Raw genomic sequence first — 25,404 nt, 5'->3', positions numbered from 1 at the left:
GACGCACGTGACAACTTCCGCACCCCTGATTTTTATCCGGCCAGAAACCCAAACAGCACGCAGCAGCTACCGGCCGGCTTCAGGCACAGCACACGGTATGTCCCCATCAGGCGGCAAATAACGGACACCACATATTGATACAGCCTGAACAACAACTTGTGGTGCTTCCATAACACCGAAACTTGCCTGCATAGGTGGTCATCATCTACCAGCAGCTACCGTTCGAACTACGCCAAGAAAAGCATTGAAATCACCGGGATAGAAATGATCGCTAATCCTGAAGTAAGAACTATAGTCGTGGCCGTAGCTTCCGAGTTCTCATCCTCTGCTTGCGCCAATATGAAGGCGGTGGCGGAGGTCGGCATGGCGGCCATCAAAATCAGAGCCTGATACCAATCTCCTGGCATTGGGGGAAGAAGCGCTGCGATAGCGACCGTGATGAGCGGAAGTGCTAACAGTTTACTGGCCGTGCCCGTGATCAGCGGTAGGACTGAAATTCGTCCTTCATTCAACGATTTAACAGTTCGACTCAGCGTGAGACCGATGGCAAAGAGTGCACCTGGCGCTGCTGCCACGGCGAGTAAGTCAGTTGTCTGCACAACCGGAGCTGGAAGTTCGATTTTCACCAAAGCTACTAGTAGGCCAGCAGCAATTCCCCAAACCACAGGATTCTTGAGAATCGCTTTATCGACTGCTGCTTTTATTTTTGCGCCATTGGATCCGTGGGATTGTCCCCCGGCTAGCAGTGGGAACAGCACCGGGTAGAGCAGCATGAAGTATAGGTTGTGGGTCAATTGGCCGATTCCGGCGGCCAGTCCCGCTTGTGATCCCACGAGTCCTATAACAACTGGCACACCTAGGTAGGCGACGTTTCCGTACCCGGAGCTCAGGGCATACTGAAGCGCTTTGGTCTTGTTTTGCCGTAGTAATAACCTGCTGATCGAGATGTTGAAGACAGCGAATATCGTGCAGGAAACAATGACAATTATTGGAAATGCCGGTGGGATGCCATCGTCCAGTGGTGCTTCAGCGACGACTTTGAAAAGTAGTGCAGGAAGCGCGATATAGAAAACAAAGGCGCTGATGGCAGGTTCTGCCCCTGTCCCGAACTTTGCTGAACGACTAGCGAAGAAGCCAATGAGCATAATAAGGAACAGCGGCAGAACACTGAGAAGAACATTAACTAGCATGAGATGAGTTCGTTAGCTCCATCAAGTAGTTTCAATGCACGATAGATGGTGTTGTGTATTGGCACCTCTACTGCGTGCGCAGCTGCGATACGGACTACAGCGCCGCTTTGCTCTTCGATTTCTGAAGGTCGGCCCGCGGCCAAGTCACGCTGCATCGAGGCAGTGCTATCCGGCTTGAAAGCATCGTACTGATCCATCATCTTGGCTACATCTGATTCGTCAAGTGTGGCGCCGGCAACAGTTGAAAGCCGGGCGACCTCCCTCATCGCATCCTGGACAAGGCTTCGGCTAAGCTCGTTGGTTCGGGTGCGGCCGACTGGTTCACGTGACAGCGCGCCAACGCCGCCATATGATGTGATCAGCATGAATTTTCGCCACATGTCTGTCACGATATCCGTCGAAATTATGGCTTGAACGTGTGCTTCGATCAGGGCAATTTCAAGGTCGCGCACTCGGTTGGTTACGCTGCCGTCCAATTCTCCGAGAGTAATCGCTGGTTGACCTCCGACATGGTGCACGATACCTGGCTCGACTAGGTACGAGATAATCATGCAAACACCGCCCAAAGCATGACCTTCACCTAGTGCCTCCGTGATTTGCTGGGAGGCAGTCACACCATTCTGAAGGGGCAATACAGCAGTGTCTTGACCGATAAGTGCCGATGCTGTGCTCAAGACATCTTTTACTTGCCCCGCTTTGCTAGCCATGATCACAGCATCGCATTCACCAATCTGAGCAGCGTCTGTGGTGATGCTTGCTGGTTGCACAGTAAACCCCGAAATGCCGTCCCCTGTCGTTACCTGCAAACCCTTGAGACGAACAGGTTCGATGTGGCGTTCAGTGGCGACAATATGTACCTCATGCCCGGCGCGCGTCAGCACTGCTGCAAAGTATGCTCCGACGCCCCCGGCTCCTACAACACCGATCTTCATGCTTTGACCTCAACTCGTTCCTGAAGCAGTTCCATTGCCACGCTCTGGACCTCGTCGAGGCGGACAACATCGCTATGTAGGTCATGGATAGCCTGCATGACCTTCGCGTACTGCGCCTCTTTCTGGGGGTAGAGGTGGTTCTGCAGTTTATCGTTCAGGCGATCAATGATGGCTTGAACGAATCCAGGATCAGTAAGTTGTTCCTGTGGGAACCCGGCATTAATGAGGATCTGTTCGATCGTGTCGGGGAATAGACCGACTGGATTGAGGAAGTAACGAACCGAGCGTTCGATGTCCAAGAAGTCGGGCACATTGACAATTCCCGCGTTTTCTTCCTCAGTCAAAATGCCGCTCACAGGGCGGTAAACCGATGGCGCAACCAAGAAAGTTTCTTCTGCCAGGGAAGCGACCTTAATTAGTTTCTGGGTATCGAGGGGAGTTCCCTTGACTGTGATGCCGCGTTCTTCGAAGATCTTGCTCAAAACTTCGAGGTTTGCCAGTCCAGCACGGTTACCGAAGCCTGCGACACCGCCTTCGACAATCTGGAAACCGTTGAAAATTGATGCCAGAGAATTTGCTAGCCCCAGACCGCGATCATCATGAGAGTGAAGGTAGAAGTTGGTGGCAGGGAAATCACGGGTCAGATTTGCTGCCAGAATGGCGGTTGCGTCGGGAATCAAGGAACCGATGGAATCATTCACACGGACGAGATCAATACCGAGTTCGCTGACTCGTCGGATTTGGCGGCTGATGAACTCGTACCGTTCTTCTTCGATGTGAGTCGAGAAGGCGTTCAAAATGCTCGATCGGAATGATCCTACTCCGATTTCGCTCAAGCGGCCGTGGACTTTGGTGAGGAGGTCTTCTTCTTCGTGGAACTCGACCATTCCCAATGAAACTTGGATCTGCGAGAGGTAATCCGTGGGAAGCTTGGCCAGAATGTGAGAAATTGGTTCCCAAGACTTCAGTGTCAGGTTGAAAACAAATTTCGTGTCCGGATGGATGCGGCCAAAGTACTGCTGTGCGTCTAGGCAACGCAGCAGGAACTTTGGTTCCTGGATGCCTGAGCCCATGTCGATGTCGCGGATACCAGCATCCGACAAGGCTTCGACGAGCTGTAGTTTTCGCTCATCAGTTGCGCCGAAGAGGGCTCGTTCAAGGCCCTCACGGATCGTTTCATCCGAAACTCCGGCGATTTCAAAATTTTCGTATCTAGGGGTATGCCCCGCAGGCAGCTTTAGTGCCATAGTGTGAGTCTCCTGGAATGAAGTTTGATGATGCCCCTAGTAGGGGTCTCCACCATCACAACATTAAATTTCAAATGGTGGAAGCAAATAACCAGAGTGTGAAATTTTGATTTGTGCTGCTTCTCTTCATAATCGGCCACAAAGGACCCAGTAGATGTACAGATGATTCACTTCAGAACATTCTCTTTGCATAAGTGCTCTGTCAGACAATGATTTCCATCTGCAAGCGTAGAATCAGGATTGTATAGACGGTGAGTGCAAGCCCCCGTTGCGGGTTGGACAAAAAATTTTGGACACCTGGGGAAGTACTACCGGAAAATCACCTGGCCAACACCGTGATGGCATGTCTCCTCCCATGAGATGCAGCTACAAGGGATCAAGTAGTGAAAAGCCCACTGGATGAACAAGGGTTCCTGGTAGTCCAGGAGGATAAAGACACACTGCACCCGTCCAGCTCGGAGCCACCTCGCCAGGACAATGGAAGCAAATAGGAACGCCGACGGTAGGTCCCTTGCCACCGAGATTGGGATGGCAGCGTGGTACTCAAGGGTGCCGAAAGTACTTTCCACCCGCTTCAGCCGCACGCCACCGTCGAATTGAGCGGGGCGTTGCGGGGCGTCGAAGGCGAACAGCGCATGAGCGGTCCGAGCCAAGGAGAATCGCACCGACCCGGTACGCCCTTGGACACTGCGCGCCCGAACCAAAGCGATGACGGCAGCAGCGAGCCCGTAGCCAGTGGCGTGGTCCAAAGCCTGCACCGGCAATGCGCCCGGTGATTGCCCGTTACCACGGTAAGCCTCCGAGATGCCGGTGGCAGCTTGCACGATACTGTCGAACCCGCGCCGTTGGGCCCAGGGTCCTTCGAAGCCCCACGCACCTAATTCAGCAACAACGAGCTGCGGGTACCGCTGGGCTAATTCATCCCCGCCAAGCCCTGCCTTGGCCAAAGCCCCGGGGCGATAGCCCAAGAGGACGGCATCAGCATCCTGCAGCAGTTCGTGGATCCGCGCCTGCCCTGCTGCGTTTTTCAAATCCAGCAGCGTGCTGCGCTTGCCGAATCCGGTATCAACATATTGCCAAGGCAATTCGGGGAGCAGCGGCCCATCCACGCGCAAGACCTGTGCGCCAAGGGCTGCCAGCGTCCTGGTTGCGGTGGGGCCAGCGATAACCCGTGTGAGATCCAGAACCTTCAACCTTCGAAGGGGCATTGCTGCACGCGGGTCAAATTTCCAGACCGGAGCCGAACCTGTTGGGCGCATGCGGAATTGAGCCCAGTGCCCGCTGCCGGCCGCTTGGCCCTCTGCCGAGCTGAGCCACTGTTGACGGGATCGCACCTGCGCGGCTATTCCACCAGCGGCGACGATGCGTTCTTGGGCATCGTGGGCACAAAGGCTTGCCACTGCGTCGGCGATGTCAATCCCCGAAGATGTTCCCAATGCAGAGTGGAGCGCGCGTTCATGGTGAGGGTAATTCGCGTGGGTTCTGATCCAGCCGTCGGCCGTTCGGTAGAATCCCGAATATCGAGCAAAACCTTGTGGTTTCTGCCCCGCGATGCGCAAGTGGGCAGAGGACGCGAAGGCAGCTGCGATATCCGGCGTCGCCGTGGCGAGCCATGGTGAGGCAGCGGCAAGATCATTAAGGGCGGAACATACCAAGCCAACGGATAGAGCTGCGAGCTTCTCCGCGTTCAAAGGACCAGCCCACCAAACCGCGGGCCCAGTAACAGGGCAATCACCTGCCGTCTCGAGCAATCTGTGCGCGGTAAACCCCGAACCCAGGATATGGCCCTCGGCCACGCGCTCATCTTCGGAATGCAGCATGAACCTCAGCCTATACGCGGAAAATCACCACTTCGATCCAGGCAGTCGGTAAACGGAAAACCCGCGTCGCGTAAAAATACACGACGCGGGTTATCTGAAGCTCTGCGGAATTAGTTCGCTGGAACGTTCAGGGTCTGCCCGACCATGATCAGGTCTGGGTTGCTCAGCTGGTCGTCATTCAAGACGAACAGGCCACGCCAGTCCTTGACGCCAAGCTGGTCGGCAACCTTAGCCAAGGTATCGCCGGACTTGACGGTGTAGTCCTTGCCCGAATCGGTCACGTCAATGTTGAACACTGGTGCCTTTGGAGCTGGAGCAGCGTGCTTTGGAGCTGCCTGCTGCTTAGGAGCCTGCTTCTGAACCGGAGCTGCCTGCTGCTTAGGGGCTGCCTGCTGCTTTGGTGCTGCCTGCTGCTTTGGTGCTGCCTGCTGCTTTGGTGCTGCCTGCTGCTTTGGTGCTGCCTGCTGCTGAGGAGCCTGCTTCTGCGGAGTCGCGGAACCCGAAGGGGAACCGCTAATGCCCAGCTTTGCGGTACATGCTGGCCATGCGCCCCAACCCTGGGATGCCTGGACCTTGGTTGCAACGCGAATCTGCTCGGCCTTCGAAGCCTGGTGAGGCATGCCCGAACCGCCAAACGCCTTCCAAGTGGACAGCGAGAACTGCAGGCCACCGTAGTAGCCATTGCCGGTGTTGATGGACCAGTTGCCACCGGACTCGCACTGAGCCAGCTTGTCCCAGGTGCCTGCGGCATTAGCTGGTGCGGAAGCTGCAACGATTGCGGTGCCGGCAACTGCAACGGCGGCCAGCGAGGCTCCACCGCGGCGGATCAAGTTCTTGGTCTTCTGCTGGATCATGATTCTCCAGTTGCTCTTCCCGCGCTCAGGTCTTCCTAGACCATCCTCGTGCACCACTCAGCGTCGCATTTCGACTTTGATTAAATACTGCCCTGGTGAGCGGTTTGGAAGTCCCGGCAGTACCTGTTTCCCCATAACACTGCGAGTGTTATCGAAACGTTATGAATGACCATAACGCACCAACCCACCACCCTCGCAACTCAGGAAACGGTCAGAAACCCCGTAAATACAGGTCAATTGGCCAGAAAAAAATTTTGAATCGGGTCGGAAAATCACCATGATCCCCATATCAAGCAACGAAAATGTTACTTTCCAAAAGTGGAGATTATCCAGCTCGCTGTGATATAGCTTGCAATTCATTTGTGGGCCGTGCCCAGCTCCCTTCAAGGTTGCATGCCGCCTTCGCCAAAGCTGGAATAGCTGCGTCCAAAAACCCCGGCGTCGGGCAACCCGAAGGGGCAATTTTTCTCCGGCAGACGGCCTTTTCCTCGCTGCCACTTGCAAGACCTCCCGGGCGATGGACACACCGCGACGTTCAAGCAACAGGACAGCTGAATTGCCCTGAGGTAATTTGTTTCAAGAAGCCAGCGCTGTAGGTTTGATTTCATCAGTCAGACAGGGGAACTCAATGCCAGTACGAGGCAGCACAAGCAAAGACCGATTCATGGAATCCTTGACCTGCTACCCCCGGGCCCTGCGGGAATTCTTTCGCAACGATGGACTAGACGTTGCAGCTTCCCTATCCTATTTCATGGTTCTTGCCATGTTCCCCGGATTACTGGCATTGATCTCGCTCCTGTCTTTGGCCGGTGCCAGCGAAAGCGGCACCAAATGGATTATGGAGCTGCTAGAGCAGAGCCTCGCCCCGAACGGACAATCTGCAAGTAGCGACTCCCAGCAATTGCTCGACACGGCCGAACAGCTGCTCGCTGGCTTGGCATCCCAAGCTAGCGGAACGTTCTGGGCAATCCTGGCCGGTTCACTCGGCGCGCTGTGGAGTACTTCTGGATATGTCACGGCATTCAGCCGCGCGTTGAACCGGCTGTACGGGGCGCCGGAAGGCCGCCCCCAGTGGAAGCGCCGTCCTCAGATGTTCCTGATTACCGTGCTGATCATGCTGGTTGCCGTCGTGACCCTGGTGCTGCTGCTCGCTTCTGGCTCCGTCGCCCGCGGAATCGGCAATATTATTGGCATGGGCGACAGCTTTGTGCTCGTGCTGAATATCGCCAAGCCGCCATTGATGCTCATTATGCTGCTCCTGGTTCTAGCCTTGCTTTACTACTTCACCCCCAACGTCAAGCCAACGAAATTCCGCTGGTTCTCGCCCGGCACACTGACAGCTCTGGTGATCCTGGGACTGTCGGTATTCGGTTTCAGTATTTATGTTTCGCAGTTCGCCAGCTACTCCGCCACCTACGGAACCATTGGCGGGGTGATCATCTTGATTCTTGCTTGCTGGATCAGCAACATCGCTTTGCTCCTCGGAGCCTTGGTGGATATCGAATTCATCCGCCTCCGCCAGCTTCGCACGGGCATGCCTGCCATAGATGACGTACTTCTTCCACTGCGTGATGACACGTTAGTAGCCAAGCAGGAATTGGCAACATACAAGGACCTCGTCCAGGCCCAGGAAATCCGTATCAAGCACGGTGGCGACCCGCTGCAAGATATGGAGAGGGATCCATCCACGAAGCCTAAGCGCAAGACGAAGCTGCTCCCCATGGGGCTGGTTGCCGTGGCGGCCTGGACCGCTAGCCGCATGAAAACCAAACGCGATCTGCGCAGGGGCTCAGAATAGTCCCGATAAGCTCTGCAGTGCCCACCACAGGCCGCCGGAACCCAGAACAAGAATCACCACAACCCACAATGAGGCGAAGGTCCGGGTAGCCTCGGCGATCAGGTACGCATCGGACTGGGCGATATCGTGGCGTCTCCAAACATGTACCGAAAGAAGCTTGACGAAGTCTTTTAGGCCAGCCAGCAGCAAGAACCCGGCGATAAGCAAAGCCAGGTACAGGTACGCTTCGACCGGCGCAAAGAAGACTACTGCCAATGCCACGAGTGCACTAATAGTGCACACAATAAAGGCCGGCCAATTTCGGACAAAGATCAGCGCCAGCAGGAACAGCAACGCGTAGATGCCGAGCGCCCGCCCGGAATAGCCCGTGGATATGCCCCACAGCATCAAAGCTGAAACCCATATCGGTGCGGGGTACCCGAAAATCCCGGAGATGATGACAGAAATCTTGCCCCGTCCAATGCTCCGCACTTCTCCGGAATGATCCCAGCCCAGCCGCAAGCCAGCCACGTATCTGCCCGTGAATAAGGCCGCGATGATATGGCCGAGCTCATGAATCAGCGTGGAGTACAAGCCGGTGATCCGCCAGACCGGACGAGGGACCACCAATAGCAGGATCAAGGACGCAACGATCAGCCACTGCCACTGGTTCAGGGCCACGTTCACCGGCTGCGAGAGCCGCTCCCAGGCCTGGGCAATATCTAGATTCATTCCTGCTCCTCATCGGCGTTCGGTATTACTCATTCTTGCAAGCCCCACCGGCCACAAAGTGACCGGCGAGTGCATTTCCCGACTTTCTGGGAAACATCACAGGTGACGGGCATAGTCTGCAAAGCGGAACACTGTGCCGTATATCTGGAGGAGTCTCATGTCTCGCATCGTTTCAACCGCCTTGGCCACCACCGGTTTAGTGGGCGGTTACGCTACCGGTCGTGCCACCAAGAAGCGCCCGCTGGCTGCCGTTGTGCTCGGTGCTGCAGGTGCCGGCGCCTTCCTGCTTTGGAAGAAAGATGCTGGAACCGCTAAAGCCATTGCCTTGATCAGCGCCTATCTCGGAGGCTTCGGCGCTTCGCATCCGCTGGCCAAGAAAATCGGTGCGTGGCCAGCGGTGAACTCGGTGACTGCCGGCGTTGCCATTCTCTCGCTCGTTCTTGGCGGCCCCAAGGAGAACAAAGACGAGCTGTCCTAAGCGGCATCAGCGAATCTGTCGGGGTCTGGTGCTACGTTGACTAGGTAGGAAACAAGTCAACGAAAGGCCCAGGCCCCGTGTTCTTTCTAGATGATCAGTTCATCTTCTCAGCGAGTGACCTGTCAGTCTCCGTTGACTGCAATTACCAGTCCCTGTACCTGCTGGACGTGAAACTCGGCCTGCGTCCCAAGCCTGACAAGGCACGAGACGAGATGCTGGAACGAACAGCGGTGCTCGGCGACGCCCATGAGCAGAACGTCCTCAAAGACCTGATAGCTGCCTATGGCGAATACGACCCGGCGACGGGAACCGGCATCAAGCAATTCACTGATCGCCCACAGATGTCCGCGGCCGGTCTTCGGGCAGCCCACGAAGCGACCATGCACGTGCTTCGCAACGGCGCCGATGTCATTTTCCAGGCCACCTTCTTCGATGGGGCTTTCATCGGCTTTGCCGACTTCCTGGTCCGCCAGGAAGACGGCACCTGGGCCGTATGGGATACCAAGCTCGCCCGCCATGCAAGGGTCAGCGCCCTGCTCCAGATCGCAGCCTACGCGGATCAGATGCTGGCAGAAGGGCTCCCCGTGTCCACCTCGGCAACGCTGGTCCTCGGCGACGGGACGCATTCGGTGCATCGGGTTGACGAAGTGCTGCCAGTCTTCCGGGCCCAGCGTGAACGATTCGTGACGATGGTGCAGGAACACCGTGCGGCCAACCAGCCAGTTCGGTGGAACTCCGATGAACTGCGCTTATGCGGCCGTTGCGATTATTGCGAAGAGCAGGCCCAGGAAACCCGCGACCTGCTATTGGTCGCTGGCATGTCCATGGTGCAGCGAGAAAAACTTCGCGCCCGCGGCATTTCCACCATTGACCAGCTCGCCGAGCTAGAGGCTGAACCAGGCACCTCGCTGCATCGTGCCGCGGAGCAGGCCAGAATGCAGCTGGGGCTGGCCCAGAGCGATGGCATGGTCCACGGCGTCTCCTACCGGGTGAAGAACGAAGGCCCGATCTCTTCGCTGCCGCGACCTGATCAAGGCGACATCTTCTTCGATTTCGAGGGCGACCCGCTCTACCAGGAACCTTCCGACGGCTCCTGGGGCCTGGAATACCTCTTCGGCGTCATCGAATATGACACCGGGGTGCCGGTGTTCAAACCCTTCTGGGCCCATAGCCGCGCCGAAGAACGCCAAGCCTTCCTGGACTTCATTGCCTATGTCGAAGAACGCCGCCAGCGGTTCCCGCGCATGAAGGTCTACCACTATGCGCCCTATGAGAAAACTGCCCTGCGCAAGCTCTCGCAGGTGCACATTGCCGGTGAGGACGAAGTCGACCAGTGGCTGCGTGAGAACCTGCTTGTCGATCTCTACGAGACCGTGCGTAACGCCCTGGTAGTTTCCACCCGCTCATACTCCATCAAGAAGCTTGAACCGTTGTACATGGGAGAGCACCTTCGCTCCGGGGATGTCACCGATGCCGGAGCATCGGTGGTCGCTTACGCCCAGTACATGCTGGCGCGGGATTCGAAGAACGACGGGGCCGCTGAAGCGATCCTCGAGTCGATTGCCGATTACAACGAGTACGACTGCCTTTCCACTTTGCGCTTGCGGGATTGGCTGCTTTCGCTCAGCGATGAGGCGCCTGGCACTCTGCCGGATATGCCTGAGCCAGGCCCGGCCGCAGACGAATACGAGCCCACCGCCGAAGAGCTTCGGCTGCAAAACTACCTTGCGCAGCTTCCCCACGCCCACGCGCTGAGCAACGATGACCGCGCGATCGCGATGGTCGCCGCTGCGACCGGTTACAACCGGCGTGAAAAGAAGCAGTTCTGGTGGGAACACTTCGACCGCTTGTCCGCGCCAATGGATGATTGGAGCGACGCCCGGGGAGTGTTCATTGTGGACGCTGCGGAAGTACTCGAGGATTGGCATAAGGCCACCCCTCGGGCGCGCACCTCTACGCGCGTGACGAGATTGCAGGGAACCTTGGCGGAAGGATCCCTGCTCTCCCCCGGCTCATCAGTGTTCGCCATGTTTGATGCTCCGTTGCCTGAAGGCATGGCCGTTGACGACTCCGTGCGCGGCGGCGCATTCAACGCCACCGTAGTCGAGCTCGGTCCGGGCTGGATTACCATTGTGGAGAAAACCAGCGGCAAGATCCCTGCCTACGGTGCCCATCCATGCGCATTGGCTCCGGATAAGCCGTTGGCGACGATGAGCATCGATGCAGCGCTCAAGGAGATCGCCCAGCGGGTGGGCTCCACCGTACCGGTGCTTCCGGAACGGCCGGGCATCGACATCCTGCGGCGGATTCCGCCACGCCTGAAAACCCTTGCGGCACCGGTGGATCCAGCCCTGGTTGATGGACAGGCGCAGATCTATCCTGCCGTGGTCGAGACGTTGAAGGATCTTGATAATTCCTATCTTGCGGTACAAGGCCCTCCGGGGACCGGCAAGACCTTCGTCGCTTCGCATGTGATCCGTGAACTCGTTGATTACGGATGGAAGATTGGCGTGGTTGCCCAGTCCCATGCAGTAGTTGAAAACGTCCTGCGGAAAGCGGTGCAGGCCGGGGTCGATCCCGAGGCAGTAGCCAAGGAAGTCAAGCACGATGATCCGGTCCCCTGGGCCGGCACGTCCAAGGATTCCTTGACTGAAGTTCTCCACGCATCGGGCGGCGGGCTCATTGGAGGTACTGCCTGGACGCTGACCGGTTCGAAAGTCCCCGCGGATAGCCTGGATTTGCTGGTGATCGATGAGGCCGGGCAGTTCTCACTGGCCAATACCTTGGCGGTTTCACGAGCAGCCCGCAATTTGCTGCTGCTCGGTGATCCCCAGCAGTTGCCCCAGGTCACCCAGGGCACTCATCCTCAGCCGGTGGACGAATCGGCGCTCGGCTGGCTTTCCGGCGGCGAACCAGTGCTGCCAGCCGAATTGGGGTACTTCCTGGCAGCTTCATGGCGAATGCATCCAGCGCTTTGCGCCAAGGTTTCGGCATTGAGCTATGACCACCAGCTGTTCTCGGCAGACGCCGCCGGGTTGCGGCAACTCGAAGGCACACCGGCCGGGGTCGAGACGGTGTTCGTTGAACATCGAGGCAACACGGTCAGCAGCGCCGAAGAAGCCGGGGCCATTGTCCGATTGGTCCGCGAGCATCTGGGAATGATGTGGAGTCCGGGGGCAGGCATGCCTGCCCGTCCATTGGGTGCCGCTGACATCCTGGTAGTTGCTGCCTACAATGCCCAGGTAAATCTGGTGCGCGATGTCCTCGAAGCTGAAGGGCTATCGGCGGTCAAGGTGGGAACGGTTGACAAGTTCCAGGGACAGGAAGCACCAGTTGTGCTGATGACCATGGCATGTTCCAGCGCCACCGATGCATCGCGTGGCATCGAATTCCTGCTTAACCGCAATCGCATCAACGTTGCGATTTCCCGCGGCCAATGGAAGGCCATCATCGTGCGCAGCGAAAGGCTCACCGATTATCTGCCTTCCAACCCATCGGCGCTCTCGCAGCTCGGTGCCTTCATGGCTTTGTAGCTTGATGATGGATTGGCCCGGTCATTCGCGCGCCGGGTCAATCACATCCTCGACTTTGAAGAAACTTCCCAGGACTGGCCGGTCACCGCGCAGTTCCTTGGCGAACTGCAACCCATCCACATTGATGCGCATCTGCCGCTGGTACTCATCGCCCTGCTGCATCCATGTGCGAGTCGTACCGTCAACGCCGTAGAAGTAATCGAACCCCTGGTCCTTGAAGAACTGGTACCGGTCCCCCGCGTAACGCTGGGTCCGGGCAATATCCGATCCAAAAGGATAGATGTAGTGCCCGGTTTTTCCCACGATCGGTTCGACTTCGGCTTTCCACAGTTTGGTGTCCCGCTTGAGCCGATCCATGCTGACTGTCCCGGTGGCAATGTGCCCCCATGAATGGGACGCGAAAACCCAACCGCTGTTCTTCATCGCTTCTGCGATCTCCGCCGCCTTCTTCTGGTCAGCTTCCAGAGTCTTGCTCTGGGGATACTGGCTGGCAGAGGTGCGGTAGCCGAATGCGCCGTTGTATCCGGTCATGGCGATCAGGCCGCGAGCGTCCCGATACGTGAAATCGGGATGTTCCGCTACAAAGTCATCGACCATCGTGGTGACGTCAAAAGCGCCAACCTGCGTTTTGCCCTCCGCATCGACGTATTCGTTGCGGACCTTGCCGTCCTTATCCAGCACCAGCTTGCTGGCGAAGCCATCACCTTCCATGTATTCGTAATAGCTCAGGTCATCGATGGACAGCACCACTGGCTTCTTGCCCTGGGGCAGCATGATATCCCGATACTCCATCTGCCCCTGGCCGTCGAGCGAGGCGAAATCTTCCGGGTTGACCAGGACATAATCACGCGCATACAGCTCGTCGAGGATGGCTGCAAATTCCTTCTGGGTCACCATGTAGTCGGCGTACCCCTGCGAACTGCTGCCTTCGTCAAAGGCCCTGCCGGGATCGACAATCAGCGAGTGGAAGAACAGGTGAGGTATGTTGTTCGGCTCTTCCCAAGCTGAAACCTGCCCTTTCTCTTCCTCTAGGCCGCTGGCCATCTGGTTCAGTTGTTCGGCGCTGTCTTTCTTGGCGAGTTTAATCGCCGCGTCATAGTCGTATCCGTCAGCTAGCCGGTTGATCTCGGCTCTCACGCCGTCCACTCGTGCTTCTTCCTGCTCAGCCTTTTCAACGGCAGCAGGGTCCGGGGCCGGCGTTGGCGGCTCCTGTGTAGCACTGCACCCGGCAAGCCCCAGCGCCAACCCGAGCGAAATCACCAATCGTGGGTTCTTCAATGGCTTCGACCTCCGTGACCTCCACCGTGCCCGCCAGGCCGGAAGAAAACGAGTTGTCATCTGGTTATTTCGACCCTACACAGGTAGCGCTGGAGGCAACACCCTTTCAGGATGAATTACCGAACTTGAGCGATGTCTAACATTCAGCTTTTAGGGAGCTCACATTTTGGAAGGAGTCCAATGATTTAGAATTGATTGGTTAGGCGTCCCAAAGATCAAGGAAGTACATGCAGCCCTCGCACCGCGCGAATAGTTTGTGGCTTCAGTCCCAGCAGTTCAAAAGCTCGGCAGCGTATCGGCTTCTGACCGCCCAGCCGTGGGCTGTGGCCTTCATCCGCGCAGAGTTCACCGCAGACCGTTCACGGATCGCATTGGAACTTTTCCATGCCTCCTTGGATTCCTTCCTGAAGCAAGCGCGCAAAAGCGATGACCAGATTCCCGCCTCGTATTCGGCCCAGGATTTCGCCGAAACATGGGTCAAGCAGGGAATTCTGGCTCGTCCGCTGATTGATGGGCGCTTCGTGTATGAACCCAGTGCGCAGACCCTGCGCACCCTGCGCTACCTGGCGGATTTTTCCACCGACGATTCGCATTTGAACTCGTCTCGCCTGAACACGTTGCTTTCTTCCCTGGAATCGCTGGCCCACGAAACCGATCCGGATCCCGAAGCACGTATCCGTGCCCTCGAATCCCAGATCGCGCTGCGCCAAGCCCAAATCGACCAGCTGCGCAGCGGGGATGACCCGGCGGTGCTTTCTCGCACGACCGCCTTGTCGGCAACACGTTCCGTACTCGATCTGGCATCGAGTTTGCCAGCAGATTTCCGACGCATGCGCGACGGCGTCCAGGATATGCTCCATTCATTGCGTGAAGGCATTCTGGATGCCTCCACAGCCAAGGGCGTAGCTGTGGGCCAGGTTCTTGAAGCTGACCGTCAGTTGCGTTCCACTGCCGAAGGCGAAACCTTCAGCGGATTCACTGAATTCCTGAACTCCCCGGAAGCGCAGCAGCGTTTCCGCGCCGCATTGGCCGAAGTCCTGGACCGCGACTTCGTAGATGACCTGGAAACGCCCGAACGCCAGATCCTTACTAACCTGTTGCGTGAATTGCGCCGCCAGGCAGCTGAAGTCCATGCCTCCTATGGCAAGCTCTCTGAATCCCTGCACGCATTCGTGCAGTCCGAGGACTACAAGCAGGCCGAGCTATTGCGCCAAGCGGTCCGAGAAGCTGAACTGGCGATCAGCAAGTCCACGAGCCTGAAGCCCCGCAGCGGCTTGGCCCCGATGGAGCTCTTCGCTCCGCAGTTCGTCACCCTTTCCGGTCTTGGAATCTACGACCCATCCGAGCATGTGGCTCCGCCTCCGCTGGCTCAAGCGCCAGAATTCAGCGAAGCCGACATTGTGCGTAATCCCTCGACGCCCCAGGCGGACATGCCACTGCTGCGTGCATCGATCACCCGGCATCTGGGCCAGTCCAGTTCCGGTTCGATCCGGTTGGATGAAGTCTTCGAATCCTTGGATGCCGGGCAGCGGCACTTGAACTCCATTCGTGCCCTCGTGGAAATCGGGCGCACCAATGGCGAATCGCTGAACGAGAGCGATCTGCTCAGCATCCATTTCCAGCAACTCGATGGTTCGATGCGAACCGCAATCCTGCCCGCGTTAAGCTTTACGAAGGAGCCGCTATGACCAAGAGCGATTCATACGCCGCACCGATCACCGAACCATTGTTCGAGGGCGATACCGGGAAGTTCCCGCTGCCGCTGCGCCAGCTGCTGGTCCGGTTGTTGCGCGGCCCGTACCTTGATGGGTCCATCGATGCCTCGGCTTGGCAACTGCTGCTGGACCAGCAGCAGAGCATCAGCGATTACTTCTCCGAGATCTTCTTGGCACTGCAGCTGGACATGGACCGCAAGATCGCCATGCTTGCCCCCGTCCAGATTGAACAGGTCCACACCTCCCCTATCGCTCCGCGCCGTCCGCTGAAGCGTGATGAAACCCTGCTCGCCCTGCGGCTGCGGCTGTTGCTCGAACAGCATTCAGGCAGCGGCAGCGATGCCGTGATTTCGCGTGCGGGCATGCACGAGATCCTGGCCGAGCACCGCCAGACCTCAGACCGCGATGACAAGCGCTTTGCCGAGTCCTGCGATGCTGCGGTAACCCGCCTGCAGGCTCTGCGCCTGCTGACCGGCACCGAGCTGGAGAACGAGTTCCGCATTTCCCCGGCCCTGGCGATGGCGCTGCCGATCACCAATATCCAGGACATACCACGCTACATCGCGGCAATCGACGCTAATGATCCAGCTTTCAGCCTGGGAGCCGAAGAAGCTGATGACCTCGCAGAGCAGACCCCCGAGTTGGTGCAGGAGTAACCGATGAGCATTGAAATGACTCTCCCGCTGGGCGGGGCACTCAACCCAGGCCAGCATCGGCTGAGCCGGGTACAAATAGTTAACTGGGGAACCTTCCACGGCTTGCATGATCTGGCCGTGGACCGCGCCGGCACCTTGGTCACCGGCCATCCGGGCGTGGGCAAATCCACCTTGTTCGATGCGATGGGCCACGTCTTCTTTGCAACGCCCCGCCTGAACGAATCGGCCAATGACGCGGCCACCCGCGAGGACCGCCGCACCACGTTCTCCTACATGCGCGGGCGCAAGTTCAAAACCAGCGCCGGCACTGTCTACCAGCGCCCCGGCGCGACGTGGAGCGCCATTGTGCTCAGCTACGACGATGGCATGGGCAACACCGTTACAGCCGGCGCGGTCTTCGATCTGCCCGATGCCGGTCTGGAAGGACAGGTCTCCAAGCACTATCTGTTGTGCGAGGGCAAGGTCAATATTGCGGAGCTGGAAAACCACGGCCCACGCCGCTTTACCGTGTCCTCGCTGTCCAAGGCCCTGGCACCGAGCGAGGCATTCGATACCCACAAGGCTTTCATTGAGCGATTGCGCCGCCGTTTAGGCGTCGAAAGCGACAAGGCCTTTGCCCTGTTGCGCACGTTGCAAAATGGCAAGGGCCTGGCCAAGGGCGTCAACCAGTTCTTCCGCCACGAAGTGCTGGAAGAACCAGCCACGTTGAAGGCCGCGTCCGCAGCAGTGGAAGACTTTGCCCATTTGCGTGGCATCTACCGCCAGCTGGATACCGCCCGCGCCCAGCGTGACGTGCTCGCGCAGGTGCCGGAGCAGGATCAGGCCTACCGTTCCTTGGCTGGACAGATCGCCACCGCCCGGCAATTGCTGGAAAGCGACGTGCACACCCTGGAAACCCAGGTCCGCCAGCTGGTGCTGCGCAATGACCTGAACTCCCACGAAACGGAGCTAGCCAAGCTCAAGGCCGAAGAGGCCGAGCTGCGTAAGCGCAAGGAAAAGCTCGATGACCAGCTGGCGTCGCTGGAGGCTGCCCACGACTCTGCGGGCTCTGCTTCCCTGATGCTGCTGGAGCGCGAGGCCGATGTGGCTCGCAAGGCATTGAGCGAGAAGGAGTACGTCATCCGGACCCTGCAGCAGCAGGCCTCGGATGCTGGCTTGGCCTTCGAATTCTCGGCCACCGGCCTGGATGAGCTGCGGGCCAACGCGGCACGTACCTTGCAGCAGCTCAGCTCGATTACGCATGATGCCCAGACCGTTGAGTACGAGGCCATGGCCACCTTGGTCAACCTGCGCAAGCGCGCAGAAACGTTGGCTGACCAGATCCGCTCCTACCAGCGCCGGGCCAGCAATATCGATGACCGTTCGATAGCCGCCCGCCGTGCCATCGCTTCGGCCTGCTCGCTCAAGGAAGAACAGCTTCCCTTCGCTGGCGAGCTCATGGATGTCTCGGCCGATGCCGGTACCTGGCGTTTGGCCGCTGAAAAGGCCTTGCACTCCTTGGCCCGCACGCTGCTGGTTCCCGGGGAGCTGCTCACCCAAGTCACCCACGCCATTGATCAACTCGACGGCTTGGGCCGCGTGCGGTGGAGCGACATTTCACAGCCGCCGCGCACCGCTGAAGCCGGCCCGGCAGACCTGGTGGCCAAGCTGGACTTCGCGCCCGGCGAAGCCGGAACCTGGCTGAAGGCGAAGATCACCGCCGACTACCCATTGGCCTGTGTTGAGAACGATGCAGCCATGCATGTGCACCCCAAGGCGATAACCCCGGCCGGCACCATCAAATCCGGAACCGGAAGCTTCGAGCGCGATACCCGCACGTTGCCTGCTTCCGAGTACCTGCTGGGCTTCACCAACGAGTCGAAGATCGCCGAGTTGCAGTCCAAGGCGGCACGGCTGGATGAGAGAATCGTCCAGGCCCACCAGGCTGCCGATGAACGCAGTGCGGCGAAGAACAAGATCGTGGCCAAAACCCAGCTCTTGCAGGCCCTCATTGCCGATGAGCGGACTTTTGGCCAGTTCGACGCGTCCGAGGCACTGGAAGCCTTGCGCCGCAGCGAGCAGAAGCTCGGCGATGCCTTGGCATTGTCCGGGGATTCCTCCCGGGTTCGCCAGCAAATCGAAACGGCGAAGGCCGAGGCAGAAACCCTGGTCGGGGACCTCGCACTGGTTCGTTCACGCATTGCAGATCTTGGCTTGCAGGTGCAGCGTGCACAGCAGATCCTGTCCACCAGCGATGATTTGGGGACCGGATGGGAGCAGAGCATCCCGTCCGCGCTGCGCCAGCATCAGCTGCTTGGCCCGGTTCTCCAGCAAGTGATTGCAGGGAACTGCCCTGCCAGTGAACAAATCAGCGAAGCCTTTGCCGAGGTCAAGCTCCAGCTGGGCAGCCAGGTCAATTCCTTGCAGTCGCAGCGACAGGAAATCGGTGGCGCGCTGAGCGAAACCTTCCGTCGTTTTGCCCGTGAATTCGGCACCTCGCACGCGCAGACCCATGGCACCACCGCTGAAGCAGCTGAGCACTACGCGCAGCTGCACGACCAGATCGTGGCCGATGGCCTGCCGCACCATGAGGCGCAGTTCCGCGAATACTTCGCGAACCGTTCCTATGAACGCTTCAGCGACCTCTTGCAGTTGCTGGATGAAGAGCGCCGGATGATCTCCGAACGCATCAAGCCGCTGAACCAGATTCTGGCAGAGGTGACTTTCGAGCATGGGTCGGTCCTTCGCCTGGAAGCAGTAAATGCGATTCCAGTTGAGGCCGGTACCTTCCGCAAGGACCTGAAGGACGCATTGCAGGAGGCTTACACCACCAAGGACGAATCCACCTTGGCCAGCTCCTACCAAGCGCTGGAGGCACTGGTTACCGCACTCAGCGACCCGGCGATGGCTTCATGGCGTTCGACCGTGCTCGATGTCCGCCAGCATGTGATGATCAGCTGCAATGAGCACAAGCCCAATGGGGAGATTGAGACCGGCTTGGAACCCGGGACGCTCTCCGGCGGCGAAGGCCAGCGCTTCACATCCTTCATCATGGGTGCTGCCCTGGCTTACCAGCTGGGCTTCGCTTCAGCCGGGTTCACTTCCTACGGCACTGTGATGATCGACGAGGCGTTCATTCAAGCCAACTCCGAATATGCAGCGGCAGGCATACGCGCGTTGCAGGAGTTCGGTTTCCATCTGGTGCTCGCGGCCCCCGAGGACAAGATCGATTTGAGCCGCCATCTGGGATCCATCACGGATATCATCAAGCACCCTGGCTCCAATATCTCAGGCTTCGTGACCACCGGCCGTTCCCCGGCCATGGCCACAACGATTACCCTGCGCAGCTGAACATCCAGTACAAGGCACGAGGTCCAGAAGTCGCCATAGCGAGTTCTGGACCTCGTGCCTTGGTGCTTCGCCTCTAGACCATGCTGCGCTGCACGCGTTCAGGGATCATGACCACCCGCGGGGACAGCTCTTGGGGTGCGAAGCCTGGATCGATGCACTGCTTCCAATACCTGAGATGCACCTTGTCGATTTCATGTGCAGAGTCCTGCACCGCGGCACCGCCCTCGCCTTGGATGCTGTACCAGTAGAGGTAGTCGACGCCATCCAGGGTTTCGCTGAAGATCGTCTCCACGTACATCTTTTCGCCTTCCAGGGTTTCAAGCACCGCGGGCATATTGCTGTTCAGGAATTCCAGCCATTCATTGGCTAGCGCTGATTTGCCTGGCAGAACTCGGAATCGAGTGAGTTCAATTTTCATGTCTACAGCCTATGGGCTTGAGCCGCACCTGCGGAAAAGACAGTGGTCCTGAAAGCCTTGGCTTTCAGGACCACCGTCTTTGGCTGGCTACCGGCTATTCGACGGCCAATCCTTCAACCGGCGACAACTTTGCGGCGCGGCGGCCCGGAGTCACCGATGCCAAGAGCGCTGCCACGATGCTGATCAGCAGGACCAGTGCGAGCTGCCACCATGGGATCTCGTAGGTCATCGTTCCCATGGACGCGAGTGCCGAGCGGGCTCCAAGCAGGCCATAGGCCACGCCCAGCACCAAGCCGAGCAGGGCTGCGACGCCGCCAATCAGTACCGCTTCGGTTGCCAGCATGCCGCGCAGCTGCTTCTTCTTCAGGCCCAGGGCACGAAGCAGGGAATTCTCCCGGGTGCGTTCCAGGATCGAGAGGCTGAGCGTGTTGGCTACGCCGATCAGGGCGATCAGCACGGCGACTGCCAGCAAGGCAGAGACAATCATCAGCAGCACGTCAATGATCTGGGAGAACATCGACTTCATCACCACACCGCCATTGATCATTGATGATTCAACGCCGGTGATGGCAGAAACCTTGGTGACCAGTTCGTTGACGCCCGCTGCGTTGACGTCGGAATCCACCTTGATCAGGATCCCCGAGTACTGATTGGCTTCATCGATTTCCAGCTTGCTGAAAGTCTGCTCGGTGACGATATTTCCTGAGAGCATGGCCTCGGAATTCTTCACTGCCAGCGTTTGCCCGCCAACTTCCATCGTCGGATTTTCGGGACTACCCAGCACATAGACGATTTCGCCATCTGCCGGCACGATATTCGGGTCCAGTGCAACGTCAGCGAAGCTCGTGGGATCAATGGACATGATCTCGGCGTTGAACATTTCATCGGTCCCCATGTCCACATCCGCATATCCGGAGGTGAAGCTGGAGCTGGCGGTAATCCCGTCCACGCCATTGATTTGCTCAAGCATGTTCTTGGTCTCGGCGCCTGAAACTTGGCGGTCATAGAAGGAGACCATCATGTCGACCGGGAATTCTGCGGCCACAGCGTTGTTCAAGCTGGCCTTGGCGGTCTGGCCGCCGACCATGATCATGGACACCAAGGTCACGCCGATCAGCAGTGCCGTTGCCGTCGCGGTGGTTCGGCCCGGGTTGCGCACGGCGTTCAGGGCCGCGAGCTTTCCCGCCGTCGATTTGCCAGCCACGGCCTTGCCGATCCCGGAAACGCTGCTCGGCACGAACAGCGAAGCCAGCATCAGGATCCCCGGGAAGGAAACCAGGCCGCCCAGGAAGGCGACTACCAGATCCCCCTGGATCGCGCCGTAGGCCAGCAAGCTGGCGCCGGCCACCACGAACAGCGATCCGAAGATGATCCGGGCTTTGCCGGCACGGTTCTTCACGCTGGCAGCGTCGAAGGGGCGCAAGGCCGCCAGCGGTGCGAGTTTCATCGCCCGTCGAGCCGGCAGGCTCGCTGCGACCACAGTCATCAGTACGCCGACGAGAATTGGGATGGCCAATCCCTGCGGGGTCAGGGCCAACGCCGCATAGGACATCTCCGGCACCATCACGTGCAGCAGCTGGATCAGGCCCGCCATCAGTGCGACGGCGAGCAAGACACCGAGAATCGAGGCAAGAATGCCAATGAGCAGTGCTTCGATGAGCACCGAGCTACGAATCTGCTTGCGCTTGGCGCCCAGGATGCGCAGCAGTGCCAGTTCGCGGGTGCGCTGGGCAATGACTACGGCAAAGGTATTGACCACAACCAGACCGGTGACCACCAGTGCAATCAGTGCGAAGACCAGCAGGATCACGCTGAGTTGGTCGGTGCCTCCGGTGAACTGGGCGACTTCGTTCAAGACCTTCTCATCGGCGGTCACCACCGCCATGTCAGCCATCTTCTTGCCGGCAAACAGCTTCTCCAGCTCTGCCTTCAATGACTCGTCGGAGCCGTCGCCATTGACCACGATTTCGGTGATCAGCGCTTGGCCGCCGGAAAAGTGCTGCCACGCTTTCTCGCTCATGCCGGCCAAGGCGTAGGCCGAGGTCCGCGGGTTGGTGGTCGAGCGCTGGATGCCCACGATGTTGTAGTTCGCCGGCGAGATCGCGCCATTTTCCAGAGCCACGACGTCCCCGATGGACACGCCCATTTCCTTGGCGTGGGAAGCATCGATAATGATTTCGTTGGAACCTTGGGGCGCCCGGCCCTCAATCAATTCCATGCCGCCCAGCCCCTGGTCGGGATCTACTGGCTGTGCGGACACGCCGTAGCTGTTGTCCGCCGTGCGCAGCAGGCCATCGGCGTAGGCCAGGCCATAGGCGGTGGAAACTTCAGGCAGGTTCCGGACATCTGCGATGTCCTTGAGGCCCAGCTCGGTCAACTCCTCGGCGCCGGGAACCAGGTCCCAATCGGGGTAGGCCACCAGATCGGCGTTCTTGTAGGCGTCTCCGAGCGAGTTCTTCAGTGTCGCCTGGGTGGATGAGTTCACCGAAAGCGTTGCGGCAAGAAAGGCGGTGCCGATGGCCACAGCCAGGATGACGGCGATATATCGACGTGCATAGGTCTTGATATTCGAAAGTGCTACGTGCAGCATTGCTTACTCCGCCAAGGAGGCCAGGGCCTCGGTTACGGTAGCCACGGTTGGCTCCTGGATGGATCCGACAATTGTGCCGTCCTTCATCAGCAAGACATTGTCTGCATAGGACGCGGCCACCGGGTCGTGGGTGACCATGATGATGGTCTGGCCCATTTCACGGGTGGACGTGCGCATCAAGGACAGCACTTCGGCGCCGGTACGCGAATCGAGGTTGCCGGTTGGCTCATCGCCGAAGACCACTTCCGGCCGGGTGAGCAGTGCTCGGGCTACCGCGACACGTTGCTGCTGGCCGCCGGAAAGTTCATGCGGCTTGTGGTTCAGGCGGTCGCCCAGGCCGAGCGCCTGGATGACGGTGTTGAACCAGTCGCGATCGTGCTTCTTGCCGGCCAGCGACAATGGCAGCAGGATGTTGTCCTTGGCGGTGATGGTTGGCACGAGGTTGAAAGACTGGAAGACAAAGCCGATCTGCTCGCGGCGCATCTCGGTCAGCTGGTCATCGCTCAGCTCCAGCAGGTTCTTGCCGCCGATGATGATTTCGCCGGAGTCGGCGGTATCAAGTCCAGCCAGGCAGTGCATCAGCGTGGATTTTCCGGAGCCCGATGGGCCCATGATGGCGGTGAATCGGGAACGTTCGAAGGAAACGTTTACGTCGCGAAGGGCCTCAACACGAGTGCTGTCATGCCCGTAGGTCTTGGTCAAGCCGCGGGCAGCGACCGCATTTTCGGTTTTTGGCAGAGTCTCAGAAGTCATATTAGAAATACTACAAAGCGCCTAGCCAAACCCGCATCCACCATCAGGACCTAGTTTCCCGGGGGTGCGTCATACCAAGGTATGAGCAAATTCGTGGACGCTCTGCCCCCGCAGGTTACCGATTAGCAGCCATGTTCGCGTTCGGTTTCCTGGTGCGATGCCGGCTCAATCTGGAAGGTCGAGTGCTCAACGCTCACGGTGAAATGATCTGCCACGCACTGCTGCAAATCCCGCAGCAGCCCACCGGCTACCCCAGCGGAGAACATCGAGTCCTCGACCACCACATGGGCGGTGAGCACCGGAAGGTTGGAGGCAATCTGGCTGGCGTGCAGATCGTGCACCGCGATCACCCCGGGCAATGCCTCCAAATGCGCTTTGACCCCGAGCAGGTCCAGGCCCCTAGGCGTGGATTCGAGAAGGATGTGGGTGGTTTCCCCCAGCAATTTCATGGCCCGGGGAACGATCAGGGCGCTGATCACCAGGGCTGCCACGGAGTCGGCGCGCATCCATCCGGTGTAGGTGATAACCAGCGCGGCGATGATAACGGCAACCGAGCCCAACGCGTCGTTGACTACTTCCAGGAAAGCCGCACGCATATTCAGGTTGCTATTGCGTCCCGCGGAAATGATCCACATGGAGATGACGTTGCCCAATAGGCCGATGATGCCGAAGGCCAGCAGTCCCTCCGGTTGGACCTCTGCAGGGGTGAAGAGCCGCCGCACGGCGTCGATGGCCGCATAGATGCCCACAGCCAGCAGCAATGCCGATTGGAAGGTGGCGGAGAGGACTTCTGCGCGGCGGAATCCCCAGGTGCGCTTGGTCGTTGGCTTGCGCATGATCAGGTTGGCAGCGGTCAGAGCCAGCAATAGCCCCAGGGTATCGGTCAGCATATGCGCTGCGTCGACCAGCAAGGCCAGCGAGTTGGTGACGATAGCGCCAACAACCTCGGCGACGAGGATTGTAGCGGTGATGGCGAAGGCCCAGGCCAGGCGGGTTCGGTTTGCTCCGGAATGATCATGGGAGTGCCCGTGAGAGTGATCGTGTCCCAAGTTCAGCCTTTCTTCGGATCCATGCTGTGCGCTTCTTCCCAATGGTGATGGGATGCCTCTTGCGGCAGAAGCGCCGAGGCGGCAGCGGTCAACGCGTCAAGTGCTTCACCCTGGCCCAGCGAGTAGATGCTGGCCCGGCCCTGGCTTCGGACGTGCACCAGGCCGGTGTCCTTCAGGCAGGACAGATGCGCGCTGACCGTGCTTTGGGCAAGCCCCAAATGCTCGGTCAGTTCCCTGACCTTATGCTCCCCGGTGCGCAGATGGTCCAGGATCAGCAGCCGTGCCGGGTCAGCGAGCGCGTGGAAGAGCGCAGCGAACTGCAGCTTGCCGCTGCGGATTTCCGATGCATCGATATCTGACTCTATTATCGCCATATAACGATGATAGGTGACTTTGCCGCGAAACGGAACGTTGCATGGCCAACTGCGCATCGCGATGGATGGCAAGATGAAAATATGACTGAAGATCTCATCGTTGGCGAAGACGGATTGGCGCGCCCTCGCTGGGCCGCCTCGAATGACATGCTCCGCACGTACTACGACGCCGAATGGGGCATGCCGATCACCTCCGAAGAGGGACTTTTCGAGCGGCTGAGCCTTGAGTGCTTCCAGTCAGGCCTGTCCTGGGCCATCATCCTTTCCAAGCGCGAGTCGTTCCGCCGCGCTTTCGAGCACTTCAATCCCGAGAAGGTCGCATTATTTACCGAGGACGATTTCAATCGCCTGATGGAAGACGCCGGGATCGTGCGCAATAGGCTCAAGATCCGCGCAACGATCGCCAACGCAGAAGCGACCCTGATGCTGCGCGAAGAGGGCGGCCTCTCGGATTTCGTGTGGTCCTTCAAGCCGGAACAGACCCCGGCTCCGCGTAATTTCACTGAAGTACCCACGCAAAGCCCCGAGTCCAAGGAACTGGCCAAGGCGCTGAAGAAGCGGGGTTTCAAGTTCGTGGGCCCGACCACCATGTACGCGTTGATGGAAGCCATCGGCATGGTCGATACCCATCTGGTCGGATCGCACCGCCGCGGCACTTCCGGCATTTGGGCCTGAGGT

The 25,404-nt window shown here is 58.7% G+C and carries 19 protein-coding genes; 7 read left to right on the top strand and 12 right to left on the bottom strand.

What is annotated here, in order from left to right; translation table 11 throughout:
- Positions 1–227 precede the first annotated feature (227 nt).
- The 5 genes from AAZQ98_RS16100 to AAZQ98_RS16080 form a co-directional block, all read right to left on the bottom strand.
- The gene (locus AAZQ98_RS16100; protein WP_434693672.1) at positions 228–1,190 is read right to left on the bottom strand and encodes an AEC family transporter; all 963 of its coding nucleotides are present in this window, start codon (positions 1,188–1,190) and stop codon (positions 228–230) included.
- The gene (locus tag AAZQ98_RS16095; RefSeq protein ID WP_434693669.1) at positions 1,184–2,122 is read right to left on the bottom strand and encodes a ketopantoate reductase family protein; all 939 of its coding nucleotides are present in this window, start codon (positions 2,120–2,122) and stop codon (positions 1,184–1,186) included. The genes AAZQ98_RS16100 and AAZQ98_RS16095 overlap by 7 nt, the downstream gene beginning before the upstream one ends.
- Positions 2,119–3,369 (bottom strand): hypothetical protein, encoded by a 1,251-nt coding sequence (locus tag AAZQ98_RS16090; RefSeq protein WP_434693667.1) that lies wholly within the window; start codon positions 3,367–3,369, stop codon positions 2,119–2,121. The genes AAZQ98_RS16095 and AAZQ98_RS16090 overlap by 4 nt, the downstream gene beginning before the upstream one ends.
- Before the next feature lie 308 nt (positions 3,370–3,677).
- Positions 3,678–4,769, bottom strand: coding sequence for a CoA transferase (locus AAZQ98_RS16085; protein ID WP_434693665.1), 1,092 nt, complete (start codon positions 4,767–4,769; stop codon positions 3,678–3,680).
- Between the two features lie 530 nt (positions 4,770–5,299).
- On the bottom strand, positions 5,300–6,043 hold the full coding sequence (locus tag AAZQ98_RS16080) for a transglycosylase family protein (RefSeq protein WP_105661631.1): 744 nt from the start codon (positions 6,041–6,043) through the stop codon (positions 5,300–5,302).
- Between the two features lie 628 nt (positions 6,044–6,671).
- Here AAZQ98_RS16080 and AAZQ98_RS16075 point away from each other — a divergent pair.
- Positions 6,672–7,841 carry a YihY/virulence factor BrkB family protein gene (locus AAZQ98_RS16075; protein WP_105657351.1) on the top strand — a complete coding sequence of 390 codons (1,170 nt, stop codon included), beginning with the start codon at positions 6,672–6,674 and terminating at the stop codon, positions 7,839–7,841.
- On the opposite strand, the gene AAZQ98_RS16070 is transcribed toward AAZQ98_RS16075, so the two are convergent.
- The gene (locus tag AAZQ98_RS16070; protein ID WP_434693663.1) at positions 7,833–8,552 is read right to left on the bottom strand and encodes a M50 family metallopeptidase; all 720 of its coding nucleotides are present in this window, start codon (positions 8,550–8,552) and stop codon (positions 7,833–7,835) included. The two genes, AAZQ98_RS16075 and AAZQ98_RS16070, sit on opposite strands and share 9 nt — an antisense overlap.
- A 157-nt stretch (positions 8,553–8,709) precedes the next feature.
- On the opposite strand from AAZQ98_RS16070, the gene AAZQ98_RS16065 reads away from it, so the two are divergent.
- Complete coding sequence (locus tag AAZQ98_RS16065) at positions 8,710–9,030, top strand: hypothetical protein (RefSeq protein ID WP_434693662.1); 321 nt, start codon at positions 8,710–8,712, stop codon at positions 9,028–9,030.
- A 77-nt stretch (positions 9,031–9,107) separates the two neighbouring features.
- Complete coding sequence (locus AAZQ98_RS16060; RefSeq protein WP_434693660.1) at positions 9,108–12,563, top strand: TM0106 family RecB-like putative nuclease; 3,456 nt, start codon at positions 9,108–9,110, stop codon at positions 12,561–12,563.
- Between the two features lie 21 nt (positions 12,564–12,584).
- Here the strand turns inward: AAZQ98_RS16060 and AAZQ98_RS16055 are convergent, their stop codons facing one another.
- A complete protein-coding gene (locus AAZQ98_RS16055; protein ID WP_434693658.1) occupies positions 12,585–13,841 on the bottom strand; it encodes a polysaccharide deacetylase family protein in 1,257 nt (418 codons plus the stop codon).
- Between the two features lie 227 nt (positions 13,842–14,068).
- Between AAZQ98_RS16055 and AAZQ98_RS16050 the strand changes: the two genes are divergently transcribed.
- Genes AAZQ98_RS16050 through AAZQ98_RS16040 form a run of 3 tightly spaced genes read left to right on the top strand, consistent with a single transcriptional unit; the run spans position 14,069 to position 19,542 of the window.
- Positions 14,069–15,529 carry a DUF3375 domain-containing protein gene (locus AAZQ98_RS16050; RefSeq protein WP_434693657.1) on the top strand — a complete coding sequence of 487 codons (1,461 nt, stop codon included), beginning with the start codon at positions 14,069–14,071 and terminating at the stop codon, positions 15,527–15,529.
- Positions 15,526–16,212, top strand: coding sequence for a DUF4194 domain-containing protein (locus AAZQ98_RS16045; RefSeq protein ID WP_105661625.1), 687 nt, complete (start codon positions 15,526–15,528; stop codon positions 16,210–16,212). Before AAZQ98_RS16050 ends, AAZQ98_RS16045 begins: the two co-directional genes overlap by 4 nt.
- Positions 16,213–16,215: 3 nt before the next feature.
- A complete protein-coding gene (locus AAZQ98_RS16040; protein WP_434693656.1) occupies positions 16,216–19,542 on the top strand; it encodes an ATP-binding protein in 3,327 nt (1,108 codons plus the stop codon).
- Positions 19,543–19,615: 73 nt separating this feature from the next.
- Here the strand turns inward: AAZQ98_RS16040 and AAZQ98_RS16035 are convergent, their stop codons facing one another.
- The 5 genes from AAZQ98_RS16035 to AAZQ98_RS16015 form a co-directional block, all read right to left on the bottom strand.
- Positions 19,616–19,960, bottom strand: a complete 345-nt coding sequence (locus tag AAZQ98_RS16035; RefSeq protein ID WP_332728145.1) for a DUF6176 family protein — start codon at positions 19,958–19,960, stop codon at positions 19,616–19,618.
- Positions 19,961–20,054: 94 nt separating this feature from the next.
- The gene (locus AAZQ98_RS16030; protein WP_434693655.1) at positions 20,055–22,550 is read right to left on the bottom strand and encodes an ABC transporter permease; all 2,496 of its coding nucleotides are present in this window, start codon (positions 22,548–22,550) and stop codon (positions 20,055–20,057) included.
- Positions 22,551–22,553: 3 nt separating this feature from the next.
- Positions 22,554–23,303 carry an ABC transporter ATP-binding protein gene (locus AAZQ98_RS16025; RefSeq protein WP_105657341.1) on the bottom strand — a complete coding sequence of 250 codons (750 nt, stop codon included), beginning with the start codon at positions 23,301–23,303 and terminating at the stop codon, positions 22,554–22,556.
- Positions 23,304–23,425: 122 nt separating this feature from the next.
- A complete protein-coding gene (locus tag AAZQ98_RS16020) occupies positions 23,426–24,352 on the bottom strand; it encodes a cation diffusion facilitator family transporter (protein ID WP_105661620.1) in 927 nt (308 codons plus the stop codon).
- 2 nt (positions 24,353–24,354) lie between these two features.
- Positions 24,355–24,726, bottom strand: a complete 372-nt coding sequence (locus AAZQ98_RS16015) for an ArsR/SmtB family transcription factor (RefSeq protein WP_105657339.1) — start codon at positions 24,724–24,726, stop codon at positions 24,355–24,357.
- Positions 24,727–24,807: 81 nt separating this feature from the next.
- On the opposite strand from AAZQ98_RS16015, the gene AAZQ98_RS16010 reads away from it, so the two are divergent.
- Positions 24,808–25,401, top strand: coding sequence for a DNA-3-methyladenine glycosylase I (locus tag AAZQ98_RS16010; RefSeq protein WP_105657338.1), 594 nt, complete (start codon positions 24,808–24,810; stop codon positions 25,399–25,401).
- The last annotated feature ends 3 nt before the right edge of the window (positions 25,402–25,404 follow it).

The sequence above is a fragment of the Glutamicibacter sp. Je.9.36 genome, from assembly GCF_051129975.1.
GTDB lineage: Bacteria > Actinomycetota > Actinomycetes > Actinomycetales > Micrococcaceae > Glutamicibacter.
The sequence above is the reverse complement of the archived record's forward strand: the minus strand, read 5'-3'. Positions and strand labels throughout refer to the sequence as shown.

Bases quoted from the DNA above. Each gene is read 5' to 3' on its own strand.
- AAZQ98_RS16100 (WP_434693672.1), bottom strand. From the start codon at position 1,190: ATGCTAGTTAATGTTCTTCTCAGTGTTCTGCCGCTGTTCCTTATTATG.
- AAZQ98_RS16095 (WP_434693669.1), bottom strand. From the start codon at position 2,122: ATGAAGATCGGTGTTGTAGGAGCCGGGGGCGTCGGAGCATACTTTGCA.
- AAZQ98_RS16090 (WP_434693667.1), bottom strand. From the start codon at position 3,369: ATGGCACTAAAGCTGCCTGCGGGGCATACCCCTAGATACGAAAATTTT.
- AAZQ98_RS16080 (WP_105661631.1), bottom strand. From the start codon at position 6,043: ATGATCCAGCAGAAGACCAAGAACTTGATCCGCCGCGGTGGAGCCTCG.
- AAZQ98_RS16075 (WP_105657351.1), top strand. From the start codon at position 6,672: ATGCCAGTACGAGGCAGCACAAGCAAAGACCGATTCATGGAATCCTTG.
- AAZQ98_RS16070 (WP_434693663.1), bottom strand. From the start codon at position 8,552: ATGAATCTAGATATTGCCCAGGCCTGGGAGCGGCTCTCGCAGCCGGTG.
- AAZQ98_RS16065 (WP_434693662.1), top strand. From the start codon at position 8,710: ATGTCTCGCATCGTTTCAACCGCCTTGGCCACCACCGGTTTAGTGGGC.
- AAZQ98_RS16050 (WP_434693657.1), top strand. From the start codon at position 14,069: ATGCAGCCCTCGCACCGCGCGAATAGTTTGTGGCTTCAGTCCCAGCAG.
- AAZQ98_RS16045 (WP_105661625.1), top strand. From the start codon at position 15,526: ATGACCAAGAGCGATTCATACGCCGCACCGATCACCGAACCATTGTTC.
- AAZQ98_RS16040 (WP_434693656.1), top strand. From the start codon at position 16,216: ATGAGCATTGAAATGACTCTCCCGCTGGGCGGGGCACTCAACCCAGGC.
- AAZQ98_RS16035 (WP_332728145.1), bottom strand. From the start codon at position 19,960: ATGAAAATTGAACTCACTCGATTCCGAGTTCTGCCAGGCAAATCAGCG.
- AAZQ98_RS16030 (WP_434693655.1), bottom strand. From the start codon at position 22,550: ATGCTGCACGTAGCACTTTCGAATATCAAGACCTATGCACGTCGATAT.
- AAZQ98_RS16025 (WP_105657341.1), bottom strand. From the start codon at position 23,303: ATGACTTCTGAGACTCTGCCAAAAACCGAAAATGCGGTCGCTGCCCGC.
- AAZQ98_RS16015 (WP_105657339.1), bottom strand. From the start codon at position 24,726: ATGGCGATAATAGAGTCAGATATCGATGCATCGGAAATCCGCAGCGGC.
- AAZQ98_RS16010 (WP_105657338.1), top strand. From the start codon at position 24,808: ATGACTGAAGATCTCATCGTTGGCGAAGACGGATTGGCGCGCCCTCGC.